Source organism: Aureimonas sp. N4, assembly GCF_001463925.1.
GTDB lineage: Bacteria > Pseudomonadota > Alphaproteobacteria > Rhizobiales > Rhizobiaceae > Aureimonas > Aureimonas ureilytica_A.
In genome coordinates this window covers 20,034-37,362 of the sequence record NZ_BBWS01000019.1, presented here as the reverse complement: position 1 = coordinate 37,362, position 17,329 = coordinate 20,034, and the positions used below count along the sequence as shown (strand labels likewise).

General features: G+C 66.0%; 13 protein-coding genes. 7 read left to right on the top strand and 6 right to left on the bottom strand.

Annotated elements, in window-relative coordinates; all coding sequences use genetic code 11:
- Positions 1-638: 638 nt before the first annotated feature.
- The 5 genes from AUL28_RS06300 (at position 639) to AUL28_RS06280 (ending at position 8,353) form a co-directional block, all read left to right on the top strand.
- The gene (locus AUL28_RS06300) at positions 639-983 is read left to right on the top strand and encodes a hypothetical protein (protein ID WP_156419906.1); all 345 of its coding nucleotides are present in this window, start codon (positions 639-641) and stop codon (positions 981-983) included.
- A 72-nt stretch (positions 984-1,055) separates the two neighbouring features.
- Positions 1,056-1,415 (top strand): hypothetical protein, encoded by a 360-nt coding sequence (locus AUL28_RS06295; RefSeq protein WP_062231059.1) that lies wholly within the window; start codon positions 1,056-1,058, stop codon positions 1,413-1,415.
- A 193-nt stretch (positions 1,416-1,608) separates the two neighbouring features.
- Positions 1,609-2,877, top strand: coding sequence for an efflux RND transporter periplasmic adaptor subunit (locus AUL28_RS06290; RefSeq protein WP_062231057.1), 1,269 nt, complete (start codon positions 1,609-1,611; stop codon positions 2,875-2,877).
- The gene (locus tag AUL28_RS06285; RefSeq protein ID WP_062231055.1) at positions 2,874-5,990 is read left to right on the top strand and encodes an efflux RND transporter permease subunit; all 3,117 of its coding nucleotides are present in this window, start codon (positions 2,874-2,876) and stop codon (positions 5,988-5,990) included. Before AUL28_RS06290 ends, AUL28_RS06285 begins: the two co-directional genes overlap by 4 nt.
- Positions 5,991-6,073: 83 nt before the next feature.
- Positions 6,074-8,353, top strand: coding sequence for an NADP-dependent malic enzyme (locus tag AUL28_RS06280; RefSeq protein WP_062231053.1), 2,280 nt, complete (start codon positions 6,074-6,076; stop codon positions 8,351-8,353).
- A 196-nt stretch (positions 8,354-8,549) separates the two neighbouring features.
- On the opposite strand, the gene yjfF is transcribed toward AUL28_RS06280, so the two are convergent.
- Genes yjfF through AUL28_RS06265 form a run of 3 tightly spaced genes read right to left on the bottom strand, consistent with a single transcriptional unit; the run spans position 8,550 to position 12,042 of the window.
- Entirely contained in the window at positions 8,550-9,512 is a 963-nt protein-coding gene (gene yjfF, locus AUL28_RS06275; RefSeq protein ID WP_062231052.1) for a galactofuranose ABC transporter, permease protein YjfF, read from the bottom strand.
- On the bottom strand, positions 9,509-10,540 hold the full coding sequence (locus tag AUL28_RS06270; RefSeq protein WP_062231050.1) for an ABC transporter permease: 1,032 nt from the start codon (positions 10,538-10,540) through the stop codon (positions 9,509-9,511). Before AUL28_RS06270 ends, yjfF begins: the two co-directional genes overlap by 4 nt.
- The gene (locus tag AUL28_RS06265; protein ID WP_062231062.1) at positions 10,537-12,042 is read right to left on the bottom strand and encodes a sugar ABC transporter ATP-binding protein; all 1,506 of its coding nucleotides are present in this window, start codon (positions 12,040-12,042) and stop codon (positions 10,537-10,539) included. Before AUL28_RS06265 ends, AUL28_RS06270 begins: the two co-directional genes overlap by 4 nt.
- Between AUL28_RS06265 and AUL28_RS22555 the strand changes: the two genes are divergently transcribed.
- Entirely contained in the window at positions 12,041-12,298 is a 258-nt protein-coding gene (locus AUL28_RS22555; RefSeq protein WP_156419905.1) for a hypothetical protein, read from the top strand. The two genes, AUL28_RS06265 and AUL28_RS22555, sit on opposite strands and share 2 nt — an antisense overlap.
- Here AUL28_RS22555 and ytfQ read toward each other — a convergent pair.
- Entirely contained in the window at positions 12,292-13,257 is a 966-nt protein-coding gene (ytfQ, locus tag AUL28_RS06260; RefSeq protein WP_058600081.1) for a galactofuranose ABC transporter, galactofuranose-binding protein YtfQ, read from the bottom strand. The two genes, AUL28_RS22555 and ytfQ, sit on opposite strands and share 7 nt — an antisense overlap.
- A 260-nt stretch (positions 13,258-13,517) precedes the next feature.
- Here ytfQ and AUL28_RS06255 point away from each other — a divergent pair, with 260 nt between their 5' ends.
- Positions 13,518-15,161: an alpha-amylase family protein gene (locus AUL28_RS06255; protein WP_062231048.1), complete on the top strand. Its 1,644-nt coding sequence runs from the start codon at positions 13,518-13,520 to the stop codon at positions 15,159-15,161.
- A gap of 32 nt (positions 15,162-15,193) precedes the next feature.
- Here the strand turns inward: AUL28_RS06255 and uvsE are convergent, their stop codons facing one another.
- Both uvsE and AUL28_RS06245 read right to left on the bottom strand, forming a co-directional pair.
- Entirely contained in the window at positions 15,194-16,243 is a 1,050-nt protein-coding gene (gene uvsE / locus AUL28_RS06250) for a UV DNA damage repair endonuclease UvsE (RefSeq protein WP_062231046.1), read from the bottom strand.
- The gene (locus AUL28_RS06245; RefSeq protein ID WP_062231044.1) at positions 16,243-17,313 is read right to left on the bottom strand and encodes a DHH family phosphoesterase; all 1,071 of its coding nucleotides are present in this window, start codon (positions 17,311-17,313) and stop codon (positions 16,243-16,245) included. The genes uvsE and AUL28_RS06245 overlap by 1 nt, the downstream gene beginning before the upstream one ends.
- Positions 17,314-17,329: the final 16 nt, after the last annotated feature.

Below are 17,329 nucleotides of genomic sequence, written 5' to 3'. Positions count from 1 at the left end.
GGCCGGGCTGCAGAATCACGGTGCCAACGCCGCTGAAAGCTTCGGCGCAGGATTGAATGGTCTCCAGCCAAAGCGATGCATCCAAAGCCCCGTCGTAGATGTCATGGCTCAGGGCTTCGATATTTTTCGGATGCATGTCGTATCCTTGAAATTCGAAATTTATCTTGTCATGCCTTAGTTCTGCTTTCAGCACTGCACGCAGTTGCCTGAAAATTTCAGAGGGATATTAGGCAACTCTACGAAACCGCTGCAACAGAAACATCGCGCAAGAGCTTGCGACGGCGACCTATCGGATATTTTCGCCGGCCAGCGGGTGGCTGATGTCTCGCCCGTGTTCCGGCCAGCTCATCCGAGCCCCCCGGCGTTCTGGACTTCATGCCCGATGCGGCCGTGCCGGCGTCCGACATCGTGATCGGCATTCAAGCGCGGCAGCGCCGGGTGCCAAAAAATGTGGATATCGGGCAACAGTGGAATACAACCTCAAAACGATCCGGCCCGTGCTTGATTGACGCGGATGCCTTTCATGGGATCAAGTCTCAAGCGCTGAAACGCCTTCTGCGATGGGGACGGCTTCGGTGTCGGCGCTGTCACCCGCTTGCGGGCCGATACACGCCTTAAGCGAAGGGGATGCTATGGCGATGTTTCATCGGGGAGCGGGGGCGATCGTGCTTGTCGGCCTGCTGATGCTCGGCGGCTGCGTCAGCTCGACACAATATTCGGCCGTGTCGGAAGCGTTGAAGGGCAGCGCCGAGTTGCGGCGCGAGAGTGTCGAAACCTGTGTGAAAAACAATCGCTCGACGCCTGAGCAGAAGGACATGATGCGCAAGCTCATGAACCTTTCGCCGGGAAGCAACGTGGTTCGGGTCGGCTGCGAACGGGCCACGGCGGGTCTGGCGTCCGGCAAACTCAGCTACGACGATTATCGCGCCATTCAGTTCGGCCAGATCACGCCACAGATCGTCCGCGTTTTCCAGAACCGCTGACACCCGCTCGGCCCCCTAGTCTTGGTCTGATGTTCCGCATCGGCGGAGCGAAAGCTGCTCAAAGGAAAAGTGATGATGCGTTTTCGACTGGTTCTCCCGATCATGGCCGCTGGCAGCCTTCTGCTTCTGGGCGGCTGCGTGACATCCACAAGCTACGACGCCACCGCGGAAGCGATGGGCCATAGCCCCGAACTGCTGGCCGATCGGATCGCCGATTGCACCAAGAGAACGGCGGCCACGCCCGGCGGGCTCAACGAGCTGCGTCAGGAAGCCAAGCTGCCGGTGGGGACGAGTGATGCGACCGTGGCCGAAACCGTGTGCCGGCGCAGCATGACCGCCATCGCGAAGGGGCGTATGACCTATGACGACCTTTCGTCGGCCTTCAACGGCACACCGAAGCCGATCGTCTACAAGGTCATCCAAGGGCGCTGACGCTCGAGGCGGAGCCGATCGCGGACGAGCCATTCACGTTGGAAGAACGCTGCCGTTCCCGCCAGTGCGGCCCGACCGCGCCCGCATTGCCGATAATTCACTTGCGAAAACCCACGTCTGCCTTCGTATGAAAATCACAACGACCTCACGCTAGCGTGAGGCCGCGTGGGGCGATCGCGAGGGGTTTGGTCGGATGGTGCGCTGGTTGGTTCTGATCCTGCTGGTGGCGGGAGCCGTGTCCTATGTGGAGCGGGACAGGCTGGCCCCGTATGCGCCGCCGGCCATCGCGTCCCTCCTGAAGGGTTCGGGCGGCGAAGCGGGCAAGACCGAGGGCGGTGGCGGCTCCAAGCGCGGTCGCGGCAATGGCGGTGGGCCGGTGGCTGTGCAACTGGCCGAGGCGACGGGTGGCTCGCTCCCCGTCCTGCGCGACACGATCGGCACGATCATTCCCGTGGCTTCCACGGTGATGACGAGCCAGACCACCGACACGGTCGCCTCGATTGCGGTGGCCGATGGGGTCGATGTCAAGCGCGGTGATCTTCTCGTGTCGCTGGACGACAGTCTGGCGCTCGCGCAGATCGGCAAGGACAAGGCCGCCATCGAGCGCGATCAGGTGACGCTCGATCAGGCCAATCGCAATCTCCAGCGCACCACGGCTCTGGTGAAGTCCGGCGCCTACACCACGCAGCAGGGCGAGGACGCGCAGAGCGCCGTCAACGCGGCCGCCGCCGTTCTCAATGTCGATCGCGCCGCGCTCGCCGCCGACACCGTCGCGCTGGACAAGCTCAAGATCACCGCGCCTTTCGACGGTCGCCTGGGCGCCTTCGCCGTCTCGACCGGCGCGCTGGTGACGCCGGGAACGCCCATCGTCACGCTGACGCAAAGCTCGCCCGTCTACGCCGCCTTCACCCTGCCGCAGGAAAATCTGGACCTTCTGCAAAAGAGCATGGCGGCCGGCACGCTGTCGGTCTCCTCACGCCCGGCCGGCGATGGCGGCACGGCGATGGAGGGCAAGGTCGCCTTTATCGACAACGCGGTGAACACCATTTCGGGCACGATCGCGCTGCGCGCCATTCTCGACAATCCGAACGGCACTCTGATCGCTGGCCAATCCATCTCGGCGACCGTCAAGGCCGGTGAAAAGGACGGGCTGACCATCGTGCCGACCGTCGCCGTGCAGCCGCGCACGGATGGCAGCGTCGTCTATGTCGCCAAGGACGATGACACGGTGACCATCCGCAAGGTGGATGTGGCGCTGCGCGTCGGCGACAAGACCGGCCTTTCCTCCGGCCTTCAGCCCGGCGAGCGGGTGGTGACGGAAGGGCAGGGGAACCTGTCCGAGGGCTCCAAGATCAAGCTCGCTGGTGAGGCGGCGTCGCAGGACGGAAAGTCCAAGACCCGTGGCACGCCCGTCGCGGACGCGGGCACGGGCACAGCCGCAGCGGCGGAGAGCGTGCGGTGAACATCTCCACACTCTTCATCCGTCGCCCGGTCGCGACGCTTCTTCTCTCGCTCGCCGTTCTTCTGGCGGGCATGGCGGCCTTCCGGCTCCTGCCCGTCGCCGCGCTGCCGCAGGCCGACTACCCGACGATCAGCGTCTCGGCTCAGCTCGCCGGTGCCTCGCCCGATACGATGGCGAGCGCGGTGGCGACCCCGCTCATCAAGCAGTTCCAGACGATCGACGGCGTCGATACGATCACTGCGCGCTCCTCGCTGGGGAACACGCAGATCACCGTCCAGTTCGTGCTGTCGCGCGACATCGACGCGGCGGCCGCCGACATTCAGGCCGCCATCGCGCGCAGCGCGCGGCAATTGCCCGACAACATGGCCGCGCCGCCGAGCTATCGGAAGGCCAATCCCGCCGACGCGCCGATCCTGCTTCTCGACCTCGTGTCGGACGGAACGCCGCTGACGCAGGTGGACGATCTCGCCGAAAACGTCATTTCGCCCGCGCTGTCCACCATCCAGGGCGTCGCCCAGGCGCAGGTCTATGGCGGCAAGACCTATGCCGTGCGCGTTCAGGTGCACCCCGACAAGCTCGCCTCCCGCTCGCTCTCCATGTCGCAGGTGGCCAGTGCGCTCGCGGCTTCCAACAGCCAGACCCCGGTCGGCACCGTGCAGACGGCGGGACAGGCACTGACGGTGGACACGCCGACCCAGCGCACGAACGCCGAAGAGTTCAAAACACTGGTGATCGCGCGCGCTGGCGGCGTGCCGATCCGCCTCGCCGATGTGGGCGACGTGAAGGACAGCGTCTCCAACGTCAATCAGGGCAGCTGGCTCGACGGCAAGCCCTCGATCGTGCTCGCCGTGCAGCGCCAGCCGGGCGCCAACACGGTCGAGGTCGTGGACGCCATCAAGGCCAAGCTTCCCGAACTCGAAGCCTCGCTGCCGGCCTCCGTCCATATCGCCGTCGTCAACGACGCCTCCACGGCCATCAGCGCGGCGATCGAGGACGTTCAGGAAACGCTGGCGCTGACCATCGGCCTCGTCATCCTCGTCATCTATCTCTTTCTCGGACGCGTCTCGGCCACCATGGTGCCGGCGCTGGCCGTGCCGCTGTCGCTGGTCGCGACCTTCGGCGCCATGTATGGGCTCGGCTTCTCCATCGACAATCTGTCGCTTCTGGCGCTGACGCTCTCGGTCGGCCTCGTGGTGGACGATGCCATCGTCATGCTCGAAAACATCGTGCGCCATGTCGAGGACGGCATGGCTCCGATGGAAGCGGCACTCAAGGGCAGCGGCGAGGTGGCGGGCACGATCATCTCCATGTCGCTCTCGCTGGTCGCGGTGTTTCTGCCGATCCTCTTGATGGGCGGCGTGGTCGGGCGCGTCCTCAACGAGTTCGGCATGGTGGTCACGCTGTCGATCCTGGCCTCGGCCGTCGTGTCGCTGACGCTGACGCCCATGCTTTCGGCGCGCCTGCCCTCGACCCATGCCCCGACGCGGGGCGTGGCGGCTGCCTTCTCGCGCGGCTTCGACAAGACCACCGTTCTGTACGGGCGGATGGTCGATTGGTGCCTGAAACGCAACGGCTTCATCATGGCCGTGTTCGTCTTGAGCTTCGCGGCCTCGGTCTACATGTTCGCGACCCTGCCGCGCTCCTTCTTCCCGCAGGAGGACAACGGGCTTCTGACGATCTCGACGCAGGCCCGGCAGGACATTTCCTTCGACGCCATGAGCGCGCTGCAAGCCAAGGCCGCCGCCGCCGTGAAGGCCGACCCCGCCGTGGCCGCCGTCACTTCGACGCTCGGCGGCGGGCCGGGCGGCTCGACCTTCAATTCCGGCTCCATGTTCGTCCAGCTGAAGCCCAAGGACCAGCGCCCGCCTTTGGAACAGACGCTGGCCTCGCTGCGCCGGGGTCTCGGGGGCATTGCCGGCCTCAAGAGCTTCGCGACGCCCGTGCAGAGCCTGCGCTTCGGCGGGCGCTCGACGCAGAGCCAGTATCAGCTCGTGGTTCAGTCGCTCGACGCCAATGCCGCGCGCGAATGGTCGGCCAAGCTTCTCGACGCCATGCGCGCCGACAATACACACTTTGTCGATGTCGCGACCGACCTGCAGGACAATGGTCTGCAGGAGCGCGTGAAGGTGGATCAGGACCGGGCCGACGCGCTCGGCATCTCCTCCAGCAATCTGCGCACGGCGCTGGAAGCGGGCTTCGGCACGCTGACGGCGACGCAGATCCAGGCCACCGGCAATAGCTACGATGTCATCCTGGAATATGATCCGAGCCTCTCCTGGACGGATGCGCGCCTCGACTCCATTCGCGTGCCCGCCTCGGACGGAACGCTGGTGCCGCTCTCGGCCTTCGCCAAGCTGAGCCGCGAGGCGGGGCCGGTAACGGTGAATCAGACGGGGCAGCTCACCGCCGTCACGCTGTCCTTCAACCTGCCGGCCGGCATGTCGCTCGGCACGTCCACGGCGGCCGTGGACGCGATCAAGGCCCAGATCGGCCTGCCGACCAATGTCACGACCTCCTATGCCGGCACTGCACAGGTGTTCCAGCAGGCGACGGGCAATCTCGGCCTGCTCATTGGCGCGGCCGTGCTCGTCATCTATATCGTGCTCGGCGTTCTCTACGAAAGCTTCATCCACCCGCTGACCATTCTCTCCGGCCTGCCCTCGGCCGCCTTCGGCGCGCTCGCCGCCCTCCAATGGTACGGGCTCGATCTCTCGATCATCGCCGTGATCGGCCTTCTGATGCTGATCGGCATCGTGAAGAAGAACGCGATCATGATGATCGACGTGGCCCTCGAAATGCAACGCGAGGAGGGGCACACGCCGATCGTCGCCATTCGCGAGGCCTGCGTGCGCCGCTTCCGGCCCATCATGATGACGACCTTCTGCGCGCTGCTCGGCGCCCTGCCGATCGCGATGGGTACCGGCGCTTCGTCCGAGCTGCGCCAGCCGCTCGGCATCGCGGTGGTCGGCGGCCTCATGGTCAGCCAGGTTCTGACGCTCTTCATCACGCCGGTGATCTTCGTCGAGATCGAGCGGGTCAGGCGCTTTGTGGGTCGGATTTTTGTGCGGCGCAAAGTCGCGGCGCACCATGAAAGTCCTGCCACGCAAGGTTGACGGAGCGGCGTTTCCGCGCGCAAGACAGAGACTGTGCGGATTTCCGCACAGTCTCCGAGATTGACGCGGCGAAGGAAGCAGACATGGCCGAGACCCCCCGACGCAGCGGTATCCGCACCACGGACGCGGAGGCGCTGGCCTTCCATGCGGACGGTCGGCCGGGCAAGCTGGAGATCACGCCGACCAAGCCGATGGCGACCCAGCGCGACCTGTCGCTCGCCTATTCGCCCGGCGTCGCCGTGCCGGTCAAAGCCATCGCGGAAGACCCGGCCAAGGCCTTCGACTATACGACGCGCGGCAACATGGTCGCCGTCATCTCCAATGGCACGGCCATTCTCGGCCTCGGCAATCTCGGCGCGCTGGCCTCCAAGCCGGTGATGGAGGGCAAGTCCGTCCTCTTCAAGCGCTTCGCCGATGTCGACTCGATCGATCTCGAACTCGACACCGAGGACCCCGACAAGTTCATCGACGCCGTGCGCTATCTCGGCCCCTCCTTCGGCGGCATCAATCTGGAGGACATCAAGGCCCCGGAATGTTTCATCATCGAGCAGCGCCTGCGCGAGCTGATGGATATTCCCGTCTTCCACGACGACCAGCACGGCACCGCCATCATCGCCGCCGCCGGCATCATCAACGCGCTGCACCTGACGGGCCGCGAGATGAAGGACATCAAGCTCGTCTGCAATGGCGCGGGCGCGGCGGGCATCGCCTGCGTCGAGCTGGTCAAGGCCATGGGTGTCGCCCATGACAATGTCATTCTCTGCGACACCAAGGGCGTCATCTTCCAGGGCCGCACCGAGGGCATGAACCAGTGGAAGTCGGCCCATGCCGCCGCCACGGACGCCCGCACGCTGGAAGATGCGATGCGCGGGGCCGACGTCTTCTTCGGCGTCTCGGCCAAGGGCGCGCTGACGCCCGAAATGGTTCAGTCCATGGCCCCGAACCCGATCATCTTCGCCATGGCGAACCCGGACCCGGAGATCACGCCCGAAGAGGCCCACGCCATCCGCGACGACGCCATCGTCGCCACCGGCCGATCGGACTATCCGAACCAGGTCAACAACGTTCTGGGCTTCCCATATATCTTCCGCGGCGCGCTCGACGTGCGCGCCACGCAGATCAACGACGCCATGAAGATCGCCGCCGCACAGGCGCTCGCCTCGCTCGCCCGCGAGGACGTGCCCGATGCCGTCGCCTCCGCCTACAAGGGCACGGGTCGGCCGAAATTCGGCCGCGATTACATCATCCCCGCGCCCTTCGACCCGCGCCTGATCACCGTGGTGCCCGAGGCGGTGGCAAAGGCCGCGATGGAAACCGGTGTCGCACGCCGCGATATTTCCGATTGGGAAGCCTATCGCAACCAGCTCGCCTCGCGCCGCGACCCGACCGCCGGCACATTCCAGAACATCTTCGCCTCGCTGCGCCAGCGCCCGCGCAAGGTCGTCTTCGCCGAAGGCGAGGAGGAGCAGGTCATCCGCGCCGCCGCTTCCTACGTCAACCAGGGGCTCGGCCAGGCCGTCCTCGTCGGCCGCGAGGACCGCATCGAGGAAACCGCGCGCTTTGCCGGCGTCGAGCTGAAGAGCGGGCTGGAGATCCAGAACGCCAAGCTCTCCAACCGCACCAACGCCTATTCCGAGCATCTCTACGCCCGGCTTCAGCGCGAGGGCTATCTCCAGCGCGACTGCCACCGCCTGATCAACACCGACCGCAACCATTTCGCCGCCGCCATGGTGGCGCTGGGCGATGCAGACGCGATGGTCTCGGGTCTCACGCGCAACTATTCGGTCGTGCTCGACGACGTGCGCCACGTCATCGACCCCAAGCCCGGCCGCGCCGTGATCGGCATTTCCATCGTCATCGCCAAGGGCCGCACGACCTTCGTCGCCGACACCGCCGTTCACGACATGCCCGGCGCTGCGCAACTCGCCCGCATCGCCACGGAAGCCGCGCGCTTTGCCCGCAAGCTCGGCCACACGCCGCGCGTCGCGTTCCTCGCGCACTCCACCTTCGGCCACCCCGCTTCGGAGCGCTCGGAGCGCGTGCGCGAGGCGGTCGGCCTTCTCAGCCAGAACAGCGTGGATTTCGAGTTCGACGGCGAGATGGGCGCCGATGTCGCCCTCAACCCCGAGCTGATGGCCCTCTACCCGTTCTGCCGCCTGACCGGTCCGGCCAACGTTCTCGTCATGCCGGCCTTCCACTCGGCCTCAATCTCCACCCGCATGGTGCAGGAACTCGGGGGCACCACGGTCATCGGCCCCATCCTGGTCGGCCTCGAAAAGCCCGTGCAGATCGTGACCCTCGGCGCCAAGGACACCGACATCGTCAACATGGCCGCCTTCGCGGCCTTCTCGGCGGAGGGGTGAGGGAAGGGCAGGGGCGCTGCCCCTGCACCCCGCCAGGGGAAATGATTTCCCCTGGACCCCTCTCCAGTTGAAGAATGTCCAAAAGCAAAGGGGGCCGCTGGCCCCCTTTGCTTTTGGAAAGGTTGTCAAATGAAAGCAGGGGTTCGGGGACGTCAGGCCCCGAGCGGGGATCGGGGCGGCAGCCCCGCCCAGCCCCTCACGCCGTCGCCGCGAGGCTCGTGCGCCGCGTGAGGAGGCGTTGGAGGGCGATGAAGGCGAAGAGGAGGATGCCGATGGCGATCTTGGTCCACCAGGAGGAGAGGGTGCCGTCGAAGACGATATAGGTCTGGATCAGGCCCGAGATGAGGACGCCGACGAGCGTGCCGGCGACGAAGCCGACGCCGCCGGTGAGCAGCGTTCCGCCGATGACCACGGCGGCGATGGCGTCGAGTTCCACGCCGACGGTCGCGAGCGAATAGCCCGAAGACGTGTAGAGGGCGAAGACGACGCCCGCGACGCCGGCGAGCAGGCTGGAGAGCGCGTATATGCCGATGGTGACGCGCGCGACGGGCACGCCCATGAGTTCGGCCGAGTTGCGGTCCCCGCCCAGCGCATAGACATAGGTGCCGAAGCGCGTCTTGTGGGCGATGAGAATGCCGAGCGCGAAGACGGCGAGCATGACCATGGCGACGAAGGAAAGACGCCCGCCCGTGGGGATGACCCAGTAGATGCGCTTCAGGGCGTCGAAGGCGGGATGGTCGATCGGAATGGATTCGGTCGTCAGGAGATAGCAGCCGCCGCGCGCCAGGAACATGCCGGCCAGCGTCACGATGAAAGGCGGGGTCTGGAGATAATGGATCATCGCGCCCATGGCCGCGCCGAACAGCGCCGCGATGAGAAGGATCGCGGGGATCATGAGATAGGGATGCCAGCCCGCCTGGATGGTGACGGCGAGGAAGACGCCGGTGAAGGCGATCACCGAGCCGACCGAGAGATCGATGCCGCCCGACAGGATGACGAAGGTCATACCGACGGCGACGATGCCCAGAAACGCGTTGTCGGTCAGGAGATTGGCGGCGACGCGGGTGGACAGGATCGCCGGGAACTGCAGCGAGGACAGCGCGAAGGCGGCGACGAAGACAGCGACGGTGACGAGAAGAGGCAGGAAGCGCGCGTTCATCGGCCGGGAACCTCGCGAATGGACGAAACGGAGGGCACAGGTTTAGGGGGCGGCGGGCGGCGGCGAACGAAGCCCGAGAGGTGCGCCATGGCGGGCGACTGGATCACCAGGATCAGCACGATCAGCGCGGCCTTGAGGATCAGGTTCATTTCCGGCGGGAAGCCCGAAAGCAGAATACCTGTGTTCATGGACTGGATGATCAGTGCGCCGACCAGCGACAGAAGAATGGAGAAGCGCCCGCCCATGAGCGAGGTGCCGCCGATCACCACGGCGAGGATGGCGTCGAGTTCGAGCCAGAGGCCGGCATTGTTGGCGTCCGCGCCGCGAATGTCGGCGGCCGCGACGATGCCGGCGACCGAGGCGCAGAGGCCCGAGGTCATGTAGGCGGCGAGGATCACGGCGCGCGCGTCGATGCCGGCCAGAGCCGAGGCGCGGCGGTTGATGCCGGTCGCCTCGATGAGAAGGCCGAGCGCGGTGCGGCGCACGATCAGAATGGCGACGAGCGCGACGACGAGCGCGATGACCACAGGCATGGGCAGGCCGAGGAAGGAGCCGCCGCCGATGAAGAAGAGCACCGGATCATTGAAGGTGACGATGGTGCCGGAGGTGATGAGCTGGGCGACGCCGCGCCCGGCGACCATCAGGATCAGGGTGGCGATGATCGGCTGGATGTCGAGAACGGCGACGAGGAAGCCGTTCCACAAGCCGCAGACGAGGCCGACGCCGAGCGAGGCGAGCAGCACGATCGCGAGCGGATAGCCTTGCACGGTGAGCGTCGCGGCCACCGCGCCGGAAATCGCCATGACCGCGCCGACCGAGAGATCGACGCCCTTGGTGGCGATGACCAGCGTCATGCCGACGGCCAGCAGCATGACCGGCGCGCCGCGATTGAGCACGTCGATCAGGGGGCCGTAGGCGCGCCCGTTCTGGAAGGCGAGGTCGAAGAAGCTGGGAAAGGCCAGCCAGTTGGCGAAGAGAACGAGAGCGAGCGCGCCGATCTGGGGCGCGGCACGGACAAGACGGTTCACGAACGCGCCTCCTCTGGCGTGGCGGCAATGGTGCGCATGATGGCGGCGGGCGAGATGTCCGAGCCTTCGAGATCGCCGAGATGGCGGCGGTCGCGCAGCACGCGGATACGGCGCGAATAGGCGGTCAGCTCTTCCAGCTCGGAGGAAATGACCAGCATGGCCATGCCCTTGGCGCAGAGGTCTTCGATGAGGCGCACGATTTCCGCGTGGGCGCCGACATCGATGCCGCGTGTGGGCTCGTCGAGGATCAGGAAGCTCGGCTCGGTCGCCAGCCAGCGGGCGAGGATCGCTTTCTGCTGGTTGCCGCCCGAGAGAAGCCGGATAGGCTTTTCGATATCGGTGGTGCGGATGTCCAACGCCTTGACGAAATGCTCGGCGATGCGCGCCTGCTCGCGGATCGACAGGGGCTTGGCCCAGCCGCGCCGGGCCTGGAGCGCGAGAATGATGTTTTCGCGAACGGAGAGATCGCCGACGATGCCCTCGACCTTTCGCTCTTCCGGGCAGTAGCCGAAGCCCAGGCGAATGGCGGCACGCGGCGAGAGAATGCGCGCGACACGCCCGTCCACCCGGGCTTCGCCCGTGTCGGCCTTGTCCGCGCCGAAGACGAGGCGCGCGGTCTCGGTGCGGCCCGAGCCCAAAAGCCCGGCGACGCCGACCGCCTCGCCGGGGCGAATGTCCAGATCGAAGGGCTCGACCATGCGCTTGCGCCCGTAGTTGCGGAAGGAGACGCGCGGCTCGCCCGCGCTGATGGGGGCGGGAGCGTGGTGCGACACGGCTTCGTCCAGATCGCGGCCGAGCATCATGGACACGATGTCCATGCGCGACGTGTCGGCGATCGCTTTCTCGCCGACGAGCCTGCCATTGCGCAGGACGGTCGCCCGGTCGCAGACGGCGAAGACCTGATCGAGAAAATGGGTGACGAAGAGAATGGCGAGCCCCTTGTCGCGCAAGGCACGCATGGCGACGAAGAGCGACTCCACCTCCGCCGCGTCGAGGCTGGCGGTCGGCTCGTCGAGGATCAGCACCTTGCCCGACAGGTCCACCGCGCGGATGATGGCGACGAGCTGCTGCACGGCGACCGACAGGCTGCTCAGCGTCGCGCTCGGGTTGACGGAGAGGCCATAGGCCTGGAGCAGTTCGGCCGAGCGTCGGCGCATGGCGCGCCCGTCCGTCAGGCCCAGAAAGGTCGGCTCGCGGCCGAGAAAGAGGTTCTCCGCGACGGAGAGGTTCGGCAGGAGATTGACCTCCTGATAGACCGTGCCGATGCCGAGCCGCTGCGCCTCGCCGCTGTCGGCGGGCTCGATCTCGGCCCCGTCCAGCGTGATGCGACCGCCGTCGCGGCGGTAGACGCCGGTCAGCGTCTTGATGAGCGTCGATTTGCCCGCGCCGTTTTCGCCGAGAAGCGCATGGATTTCGCCCGCGCGCAGGTGAAGGTCCACACCATCGAGCGCGGTCATGCCGGCAAAGCTCTTGGTGAGACCCTGAATCAGAAGTCTGGTCATGAAGGTGGTCCGCCGGTTCGTCGGGATCGTGTTCGGCAGCATCGGGCCGATGGGCCGGACGCAGAAGCGTTTCGCCGGTTCGTTGCCCGCGCTCACTCGCATCGACCGCGTCATCAGCCGCAGGATCGGCGAAGCCCGCGAGCGCTCGCCTGGCGAGCACGGTATGCCGAACGGGCCTCAAGGCCCGGAAAGGGCGCGGCGCCAAACAGGGCGCCGCGCGTCGAACAGGAAGCTAGAGGATGTGCCGGCTCAGTAGCCGAGGCCCTTCTTGGACTCCATCACGGCCTTCGGATTGTCGGCCTGGGTGTAGAGCTTGGATTCGGTCTGGATCCACTTCGGCGGCTCCTTGCCGTCCTTCTTGTAGGCTTCCAGCGCGTCGAAGGCGGGGCCGGCCATGTTGGGCGTCAGTTCCACCGTGGCATTGGCCTCGCCATTGGCCATCGCCTGGAAGATATCCGGCACGGCGTCGATCGAGACGACCATGATGTCCTTGCCGGGCTTCAGGCCGGCTTCCTTGATGGCCTGGATCGCGCCGACGGCCATGTCGTCATTATGGGCGTAGACCGCGCAGATGTCCTTGCCGCCGTTCTCGGCCTTGATGAAGCTTTCCATGACTTCCTTACCCTTGGTGCGGGTGAAGTCGCCGGTCTGCGAGCGGGCGAGCGTGATGTTGCTCTTGCCGGCGATGGCCTCCTCGAAGCCCTTCTTGCGGGAGATGGCGGGGGAGGAGCCGGTCGTGCCCTGGAGTTCCACGACCTTGCAGGGCTTGGCGCCGACTTCCTTCACGAGGTAGTCGCCGGCCACCTTGCCTTCATGCACCTGATCGGACGTGACGGCGGTGAGGTAGAGGGAGGGGTCCTTGGTGTCGATGTTGCGATCGAGCAGGACGACCGGAATCTTGGCGTCCTTGGCCTCTTCCAGCACCTCATCCCAGCCCGTCGCGACAACCGGGGCGAGAAGGATCGCGTCCACGCCCTGCGCCACGAAGGAGCGGATGGCCTTGATCTGGTTTTCCTGCTTCTGCTGCGCGTCGGCGAATTTCAGGTCGATGCCGCGCTTCTGGGCTTCCTGCTTGGTCACGGCGGTCTCGGCCGCGCGCCAGCCCGACTCCGAGCCGACCTGCGAGAAGCCGACCACCATGTCCTTGGCGAGCACCGGGCTCGCCAGCACGGTTGCCATGGCAAAAGCGGCGGCAAGGCTACGTCTGATCGTCATGTCGAATTCCTCCCATAGGGCGGCCGTGCCGCCAAAACCGAACCGGGCTCCCATCCGGCCGAATGCAACGGACCCCCGCGGCCCGCGCCTTCGTCCCGCAACCTGACGGCTGCGAATAACTCATACAAAAGCATCATCAAGCTTTCGTCAATCCGATTCTTGAAACCGCGCGTTGTGCGCTGCAGCAGGGCCGGTACGGCGGGTCGAGATAGGCCGATGGGATGCGCGCCCTAGCTCCATCGCCAGCGACGGGAGGCGGAATGCTCAATCTTTGGTACAAGAACGCGGTGATCTACTGCGTCGATGTCGAGACGTTTCAGGATTCGGATGGCGATGGGATCGGCGACTTCAAGGGGCTGACCGGCCGGCTCGACCATATCGAGGCGCTGGGCGCGACCTGCATCTGGCTTCTGCCCTTCTATCCCAGCCCCAATCGCGACAATGGCTACGACGTCGCGGATTATTACAATGTCGATCCGCGCTACGGCACGCTGGGCGATTTCGTGGAGTTCACCCACGCGGCCCACGAGCGGGGCCTGCGCGTTCTGGTCGATCTCGTGGTCAATCATTCCTCGATCGACCATCCGTGGTTTCAGGCCAGCCGGGCGGGCGATCCGAAATATCGCGACTGGTATGTCTGGCGGAAGGACAAACCCGAGGATGCCGAGAAGGGCGTGATCTTTCCCGGTGTCCAGAAGACGACCTGGACGCGCGACACCAAGCGGAAAGAATATTACTTCCACCGCTTCTACGAACATCAGGCCGATCTCAACATCGCCAACCCGCAAGTGCGCGAAGAGATCGAGCGCATCATGGGCTTCTGGCTGGCGCTCGGCGTCTCGGGCTTCAGGATGGACGCCGTGCCCTTCATGCTGGAGGACCTGTCATCGGCTCACTCGGGCTGGGAGCCGCATCGCTACCTGTCGCAGCTTCAGACCTTCCTGTCCTGGCGGCGGGCGGAGGCGATCCTGCTCGCTGAAGCCAATATCCCGATGGACGAAGCCGGCGATTACTTCGGCACGGGGGACCGGCTGCATGTGATCTTCAACTTTCCGCTGAACCAGCAGATGTTTCTCGCCTTCGCGCGCGGGGAAGCGGGGCCGGTCGCGGACTTCCTGAAGGCGCTGCCAGAGATTCCCGCCATCGCGCAATGGGCGACCTTCCTGCGCAATCACGACGAGATCGATCTCGGCCGGCTGGAGACGCAGGAGAAGGAAGAAGTCTCCGCCGCCTTCGGGCCGGACGAGGATATGCAGCTCTACGACCGGGGTCTGCGCCGACGGCTGGCCCCGATGCTGGGCGGTGACGAGCGCCGGCTCGCCATGGCCTTCTCGGTCATGCTGGCCCTGCCGGGGACGCCCGTCATCTGGTATGGCGACGAGATTGGCATGGGCGAGGATTTGAGCCTGCCCGAGCGCCATGCCGTGCGCACGCCCATGCAATGGAGCGCGGCCGAGAACGGCGCCTTCTCGTCGGCCAGGGCGAAGGATTGCGTGCGGCCGGTCGTGGCAAAAGGGCCCTTCGCCTTCCCCCATGTGAATGTCGCCCGGCAGAAGCTCGACCCGCTCTCGCTTCTGTCGCAGGTGCGCCGCCTGATCCGCGCCCGGCGCGAAGCGCGCGAGATCGGCTGGGCTCGGCCAGAGGTGCTGAAGGCCGGCGATGGTTCGGTGCTCGCGCTCGTGTCGCGCTGGCGCGGCGGCGGGGTTCTGACGCTGCACAATCTCGCCGACCGTCCGGCGCTGGCTCATCTTCCCGAAGGCCTGCCCTTTGCGGCGATGAGCCCGCTCTTGCGCCAAGGCGTGCATATCGACGCCAAGGAGCGGACGCTGCGTCTCGATGCCTATGGTTTCGAGTGGTTCCGCTTCGAGGATGGTTCGGGGACGCGGGACGAGGACGAGGGCTGACGGGCCGACCCGCAGCGTTCTATCCTCGGTTCTCAGGCCCCGCCGGCCACTTCGACCTCTTCCAGCACCTCGTCTTCCTGCGCCTCCAGTTCGGGCGCTTCGGAAGGCTCCAGGCCGAAGCGGGCGGCGACGTCGGGCGCGTAGCGAAGGAGGTCCGGGCGCAGGCGCAGAAGGGCGAGGTCCTTGGCCTTGGCCTCCAGCATGATGTCGAAGTCGAGTCCGTCCAGCGTGCGCATCAGCGTCGCGAATTCGAACGGATTGACGAAATCGGCGTGTCCCGTGAACACCGGCGCAACATGGACAGTGGTCTTCTTCTTCGTCTTCTTGTCGACGCGCACCTGCTCGCGAAGCTCGGTGCGCGGGCAGGAGAAATGCATCTTGGGCTGCTGTCCCTCGGGCCAGGATGCCAGAATGCGCTCCACCGTCTGTCGCAGATCGGCGCGCTCGGGGTTGAGGCACCAGAAATGCTGGTAGTCGAAGATCAGCCGCACGCCCGTGTGCTCGTGAATCCAGAGAACGTCCCCGGCCGAGAAGCGCAGGTCGTCATGCTCCAGCACCAGCCGCCGCTGCACGGGCTCGGGCAGCGTCTTCCAGGTTTCGACCCAGCGCTGGCGCGAGGCGGGAATGTCGCCATAGGTGCCGCCGACATGAATCACGAGAACGGCCTCGGGCGGCAGGCCCATCAGATCCAGCATCTCGGCCTGGGACACGAGATCGGCGATGCTCTTCTTCACCAGCGCCGGGTCGGGGCTGTTGAGGACGATATATTGCGAAGGGTGGAAGGACAGGCGAATGCCGAGGTCCATCGCCTTCCTGCCGATTGCCTCCAACTCGCTGCGGCTTTCCGAAACCATGGCGTGGAACTGCGGCATATCCGGATGCGTCGCATAAGGCGCGAGGTCGGACGACATGCGGTACATGCGGATATCGTGCTTCACGAGATGGTCGAGGATCGCGTCGATATAGGTGAGCGAGATCTTCAGATGCGGATGGCTGGCGGCGCGGCGGGCGTCGTTGCTCTTCAGATCGTCGCGCGCCATCACCTTGACGGGAAAGCCGAGCTTGGAAATTCGCGTCTGCATCAGGCGGCCTTCTCAGGGGAAATCTGCGCCTCACGCCCGAAGCCGAGCGAGGCGATGAACTGGTTCCAGTCGGGAATGGTGAGGGCTCCGCCGGACGCCAAGCGATGGCCATTGCCATATTGCTCGGTCGCGCCGGGCGGCTGGTGCTCGGCCAGAAAGGCGAGCAGATCGCGATCCGCCGCCGTGCGCGCGGCGAAGTGGACATAGCCGTCGCGATAGCCGGCATTCGCCGCAATCACGATTCGATCCTTGATCCGCCCGCGCCAGGCTTGCGCGACCAGCGGGTGGATTTGCGTGGGCGACGAAAACAGGACCAGCGCGACCTCGCCTACCACTTTCGGCCCGATCTTGCGCGCTTCGTTTAACTCGCGCTTCACCTCGTCCTTGGCCGCCAGAAGCTGCGCCGTCTCCTCATGCTCGCCCGAGAGAACCGCTTTCGGTCCATCGGCTTTCAGGAGAAGATCGAGCGCCGGGCTTGCATCGCCCGAGGCCGTGCGGCGCGGCGCGTTGACCAGCGAGGCGGCCTTGCGCAGCGCGGTGATACCGAGCTTGCGCGCCTCGTCCATTTCGGGAAAGCCGTCATTTTCCGCCAAGTCGCCGATCAGTCCGATCGCCGCCAGCCAGAGAAGCCCGTCCGCCAGACCCGCTGCCCGCGCGCAGCGATAGGCGAGAAGCGAGGAGGTCGGGATCGGGCTGTCGTGGATGCCGCTGACGATCAGCGCGCCTTCTGGCAGCCCGGTCGGCACGTGATGGTCGATCAGGATCGTGGGCAGGTCCGGCCGGGGCAGGGCGGGCGCGACGCCGAGATCGGCGATGATCATGCCCTCGGCCTCGCTCCCAGCTATCTCCTGCGCGAACTCGCGGGAGTAGGCGTTCTCGCCCTTGCCGATGATCCGAACATCCGGCTCGCGCCCGCCGCGCCGCAGGGCGTGAAGCAGGATCGCCCCCGCGCTGAGCCCGTCGGCGTCATTGTGGCAGACGACGAGCGGCTTGTGCCCGAGGGCGCTCAGCCCAGCGGGAAAGGCGTCCGGCGACTGAAGGCCGGTCGGGAAGGCGGCGGGCAGGGGCAAGGGAGGGTCCGGGGCA

Coding starts and splice junctions, on each gene's coding strand:
- AUL28_RS06300 (WP_156419906.1), top strand. CDS start 639: ATGTTTCATCGGGGAGCGGGGGCGATCGTGCTTGTCGGCCTGCTGATG.
- AUL28_RS06295 (WP_062231059.1), top strand. CDS start 1,056: ATGATGCGTTTTCGACTGGTTCTCCCGATCATGGCCGCTGGCAGCCTT.
- AUL28_RS06290 (WP_062231057.1), top strand. CDS start 1,609: ATGGTGCGCTGGTTGGTTCTGATCCTGCTGGTGGCGGGAGCCGTGTCC.
- AUL28_RS06280 (WP_062231053.1), top strand. CDS start 6,074: ATGGCCGAGACCCCCCGACGCAGCGGTATCCGCACCACGGACGCGGAG.
- yjfF (WP_062231052.1), bottom strand. CDS start 9,512: ATGAACGCGCGCTTCCTGCCTCTTCTCGTCACCGTCGCTGTCTTCGTC.
- AUL28_RS22555 (WP_156419905.1), top strand. CDS start 12,041: ATGAAGGTGGTCCGCCGGTTCGTCGGGATCGTGTTCGGCAGCATCGGG.
- AUL28_RS06265 (WP_062231062.1), bottom strand. CDS start 12,042: ATGACCAGACTTCTGATTCAGGGTCTCACCAAGAGCTTTGCCGGCATG.
- ytfQ (WP_058600081.1), bottom strand. CDS start 13,257: ATGACGATCAGACGTAGCCTTGCCGCCGCTTTTGCCATGGCAACCGTG.
- AUL28_RS06255 (WP_062231048.1), top strand. CDS start 13,518: ATGCTCAATCTTTGGTACAAGAACGCGGTGATCTACTGCGTCGATGTC.
- uvsE (WP_062231046.1), bottom strand. CDS start 16,243: ATGCAGACGCGAATTTCCAAGCTCGGCTTTCCCGTCAAGGTGATGGCG.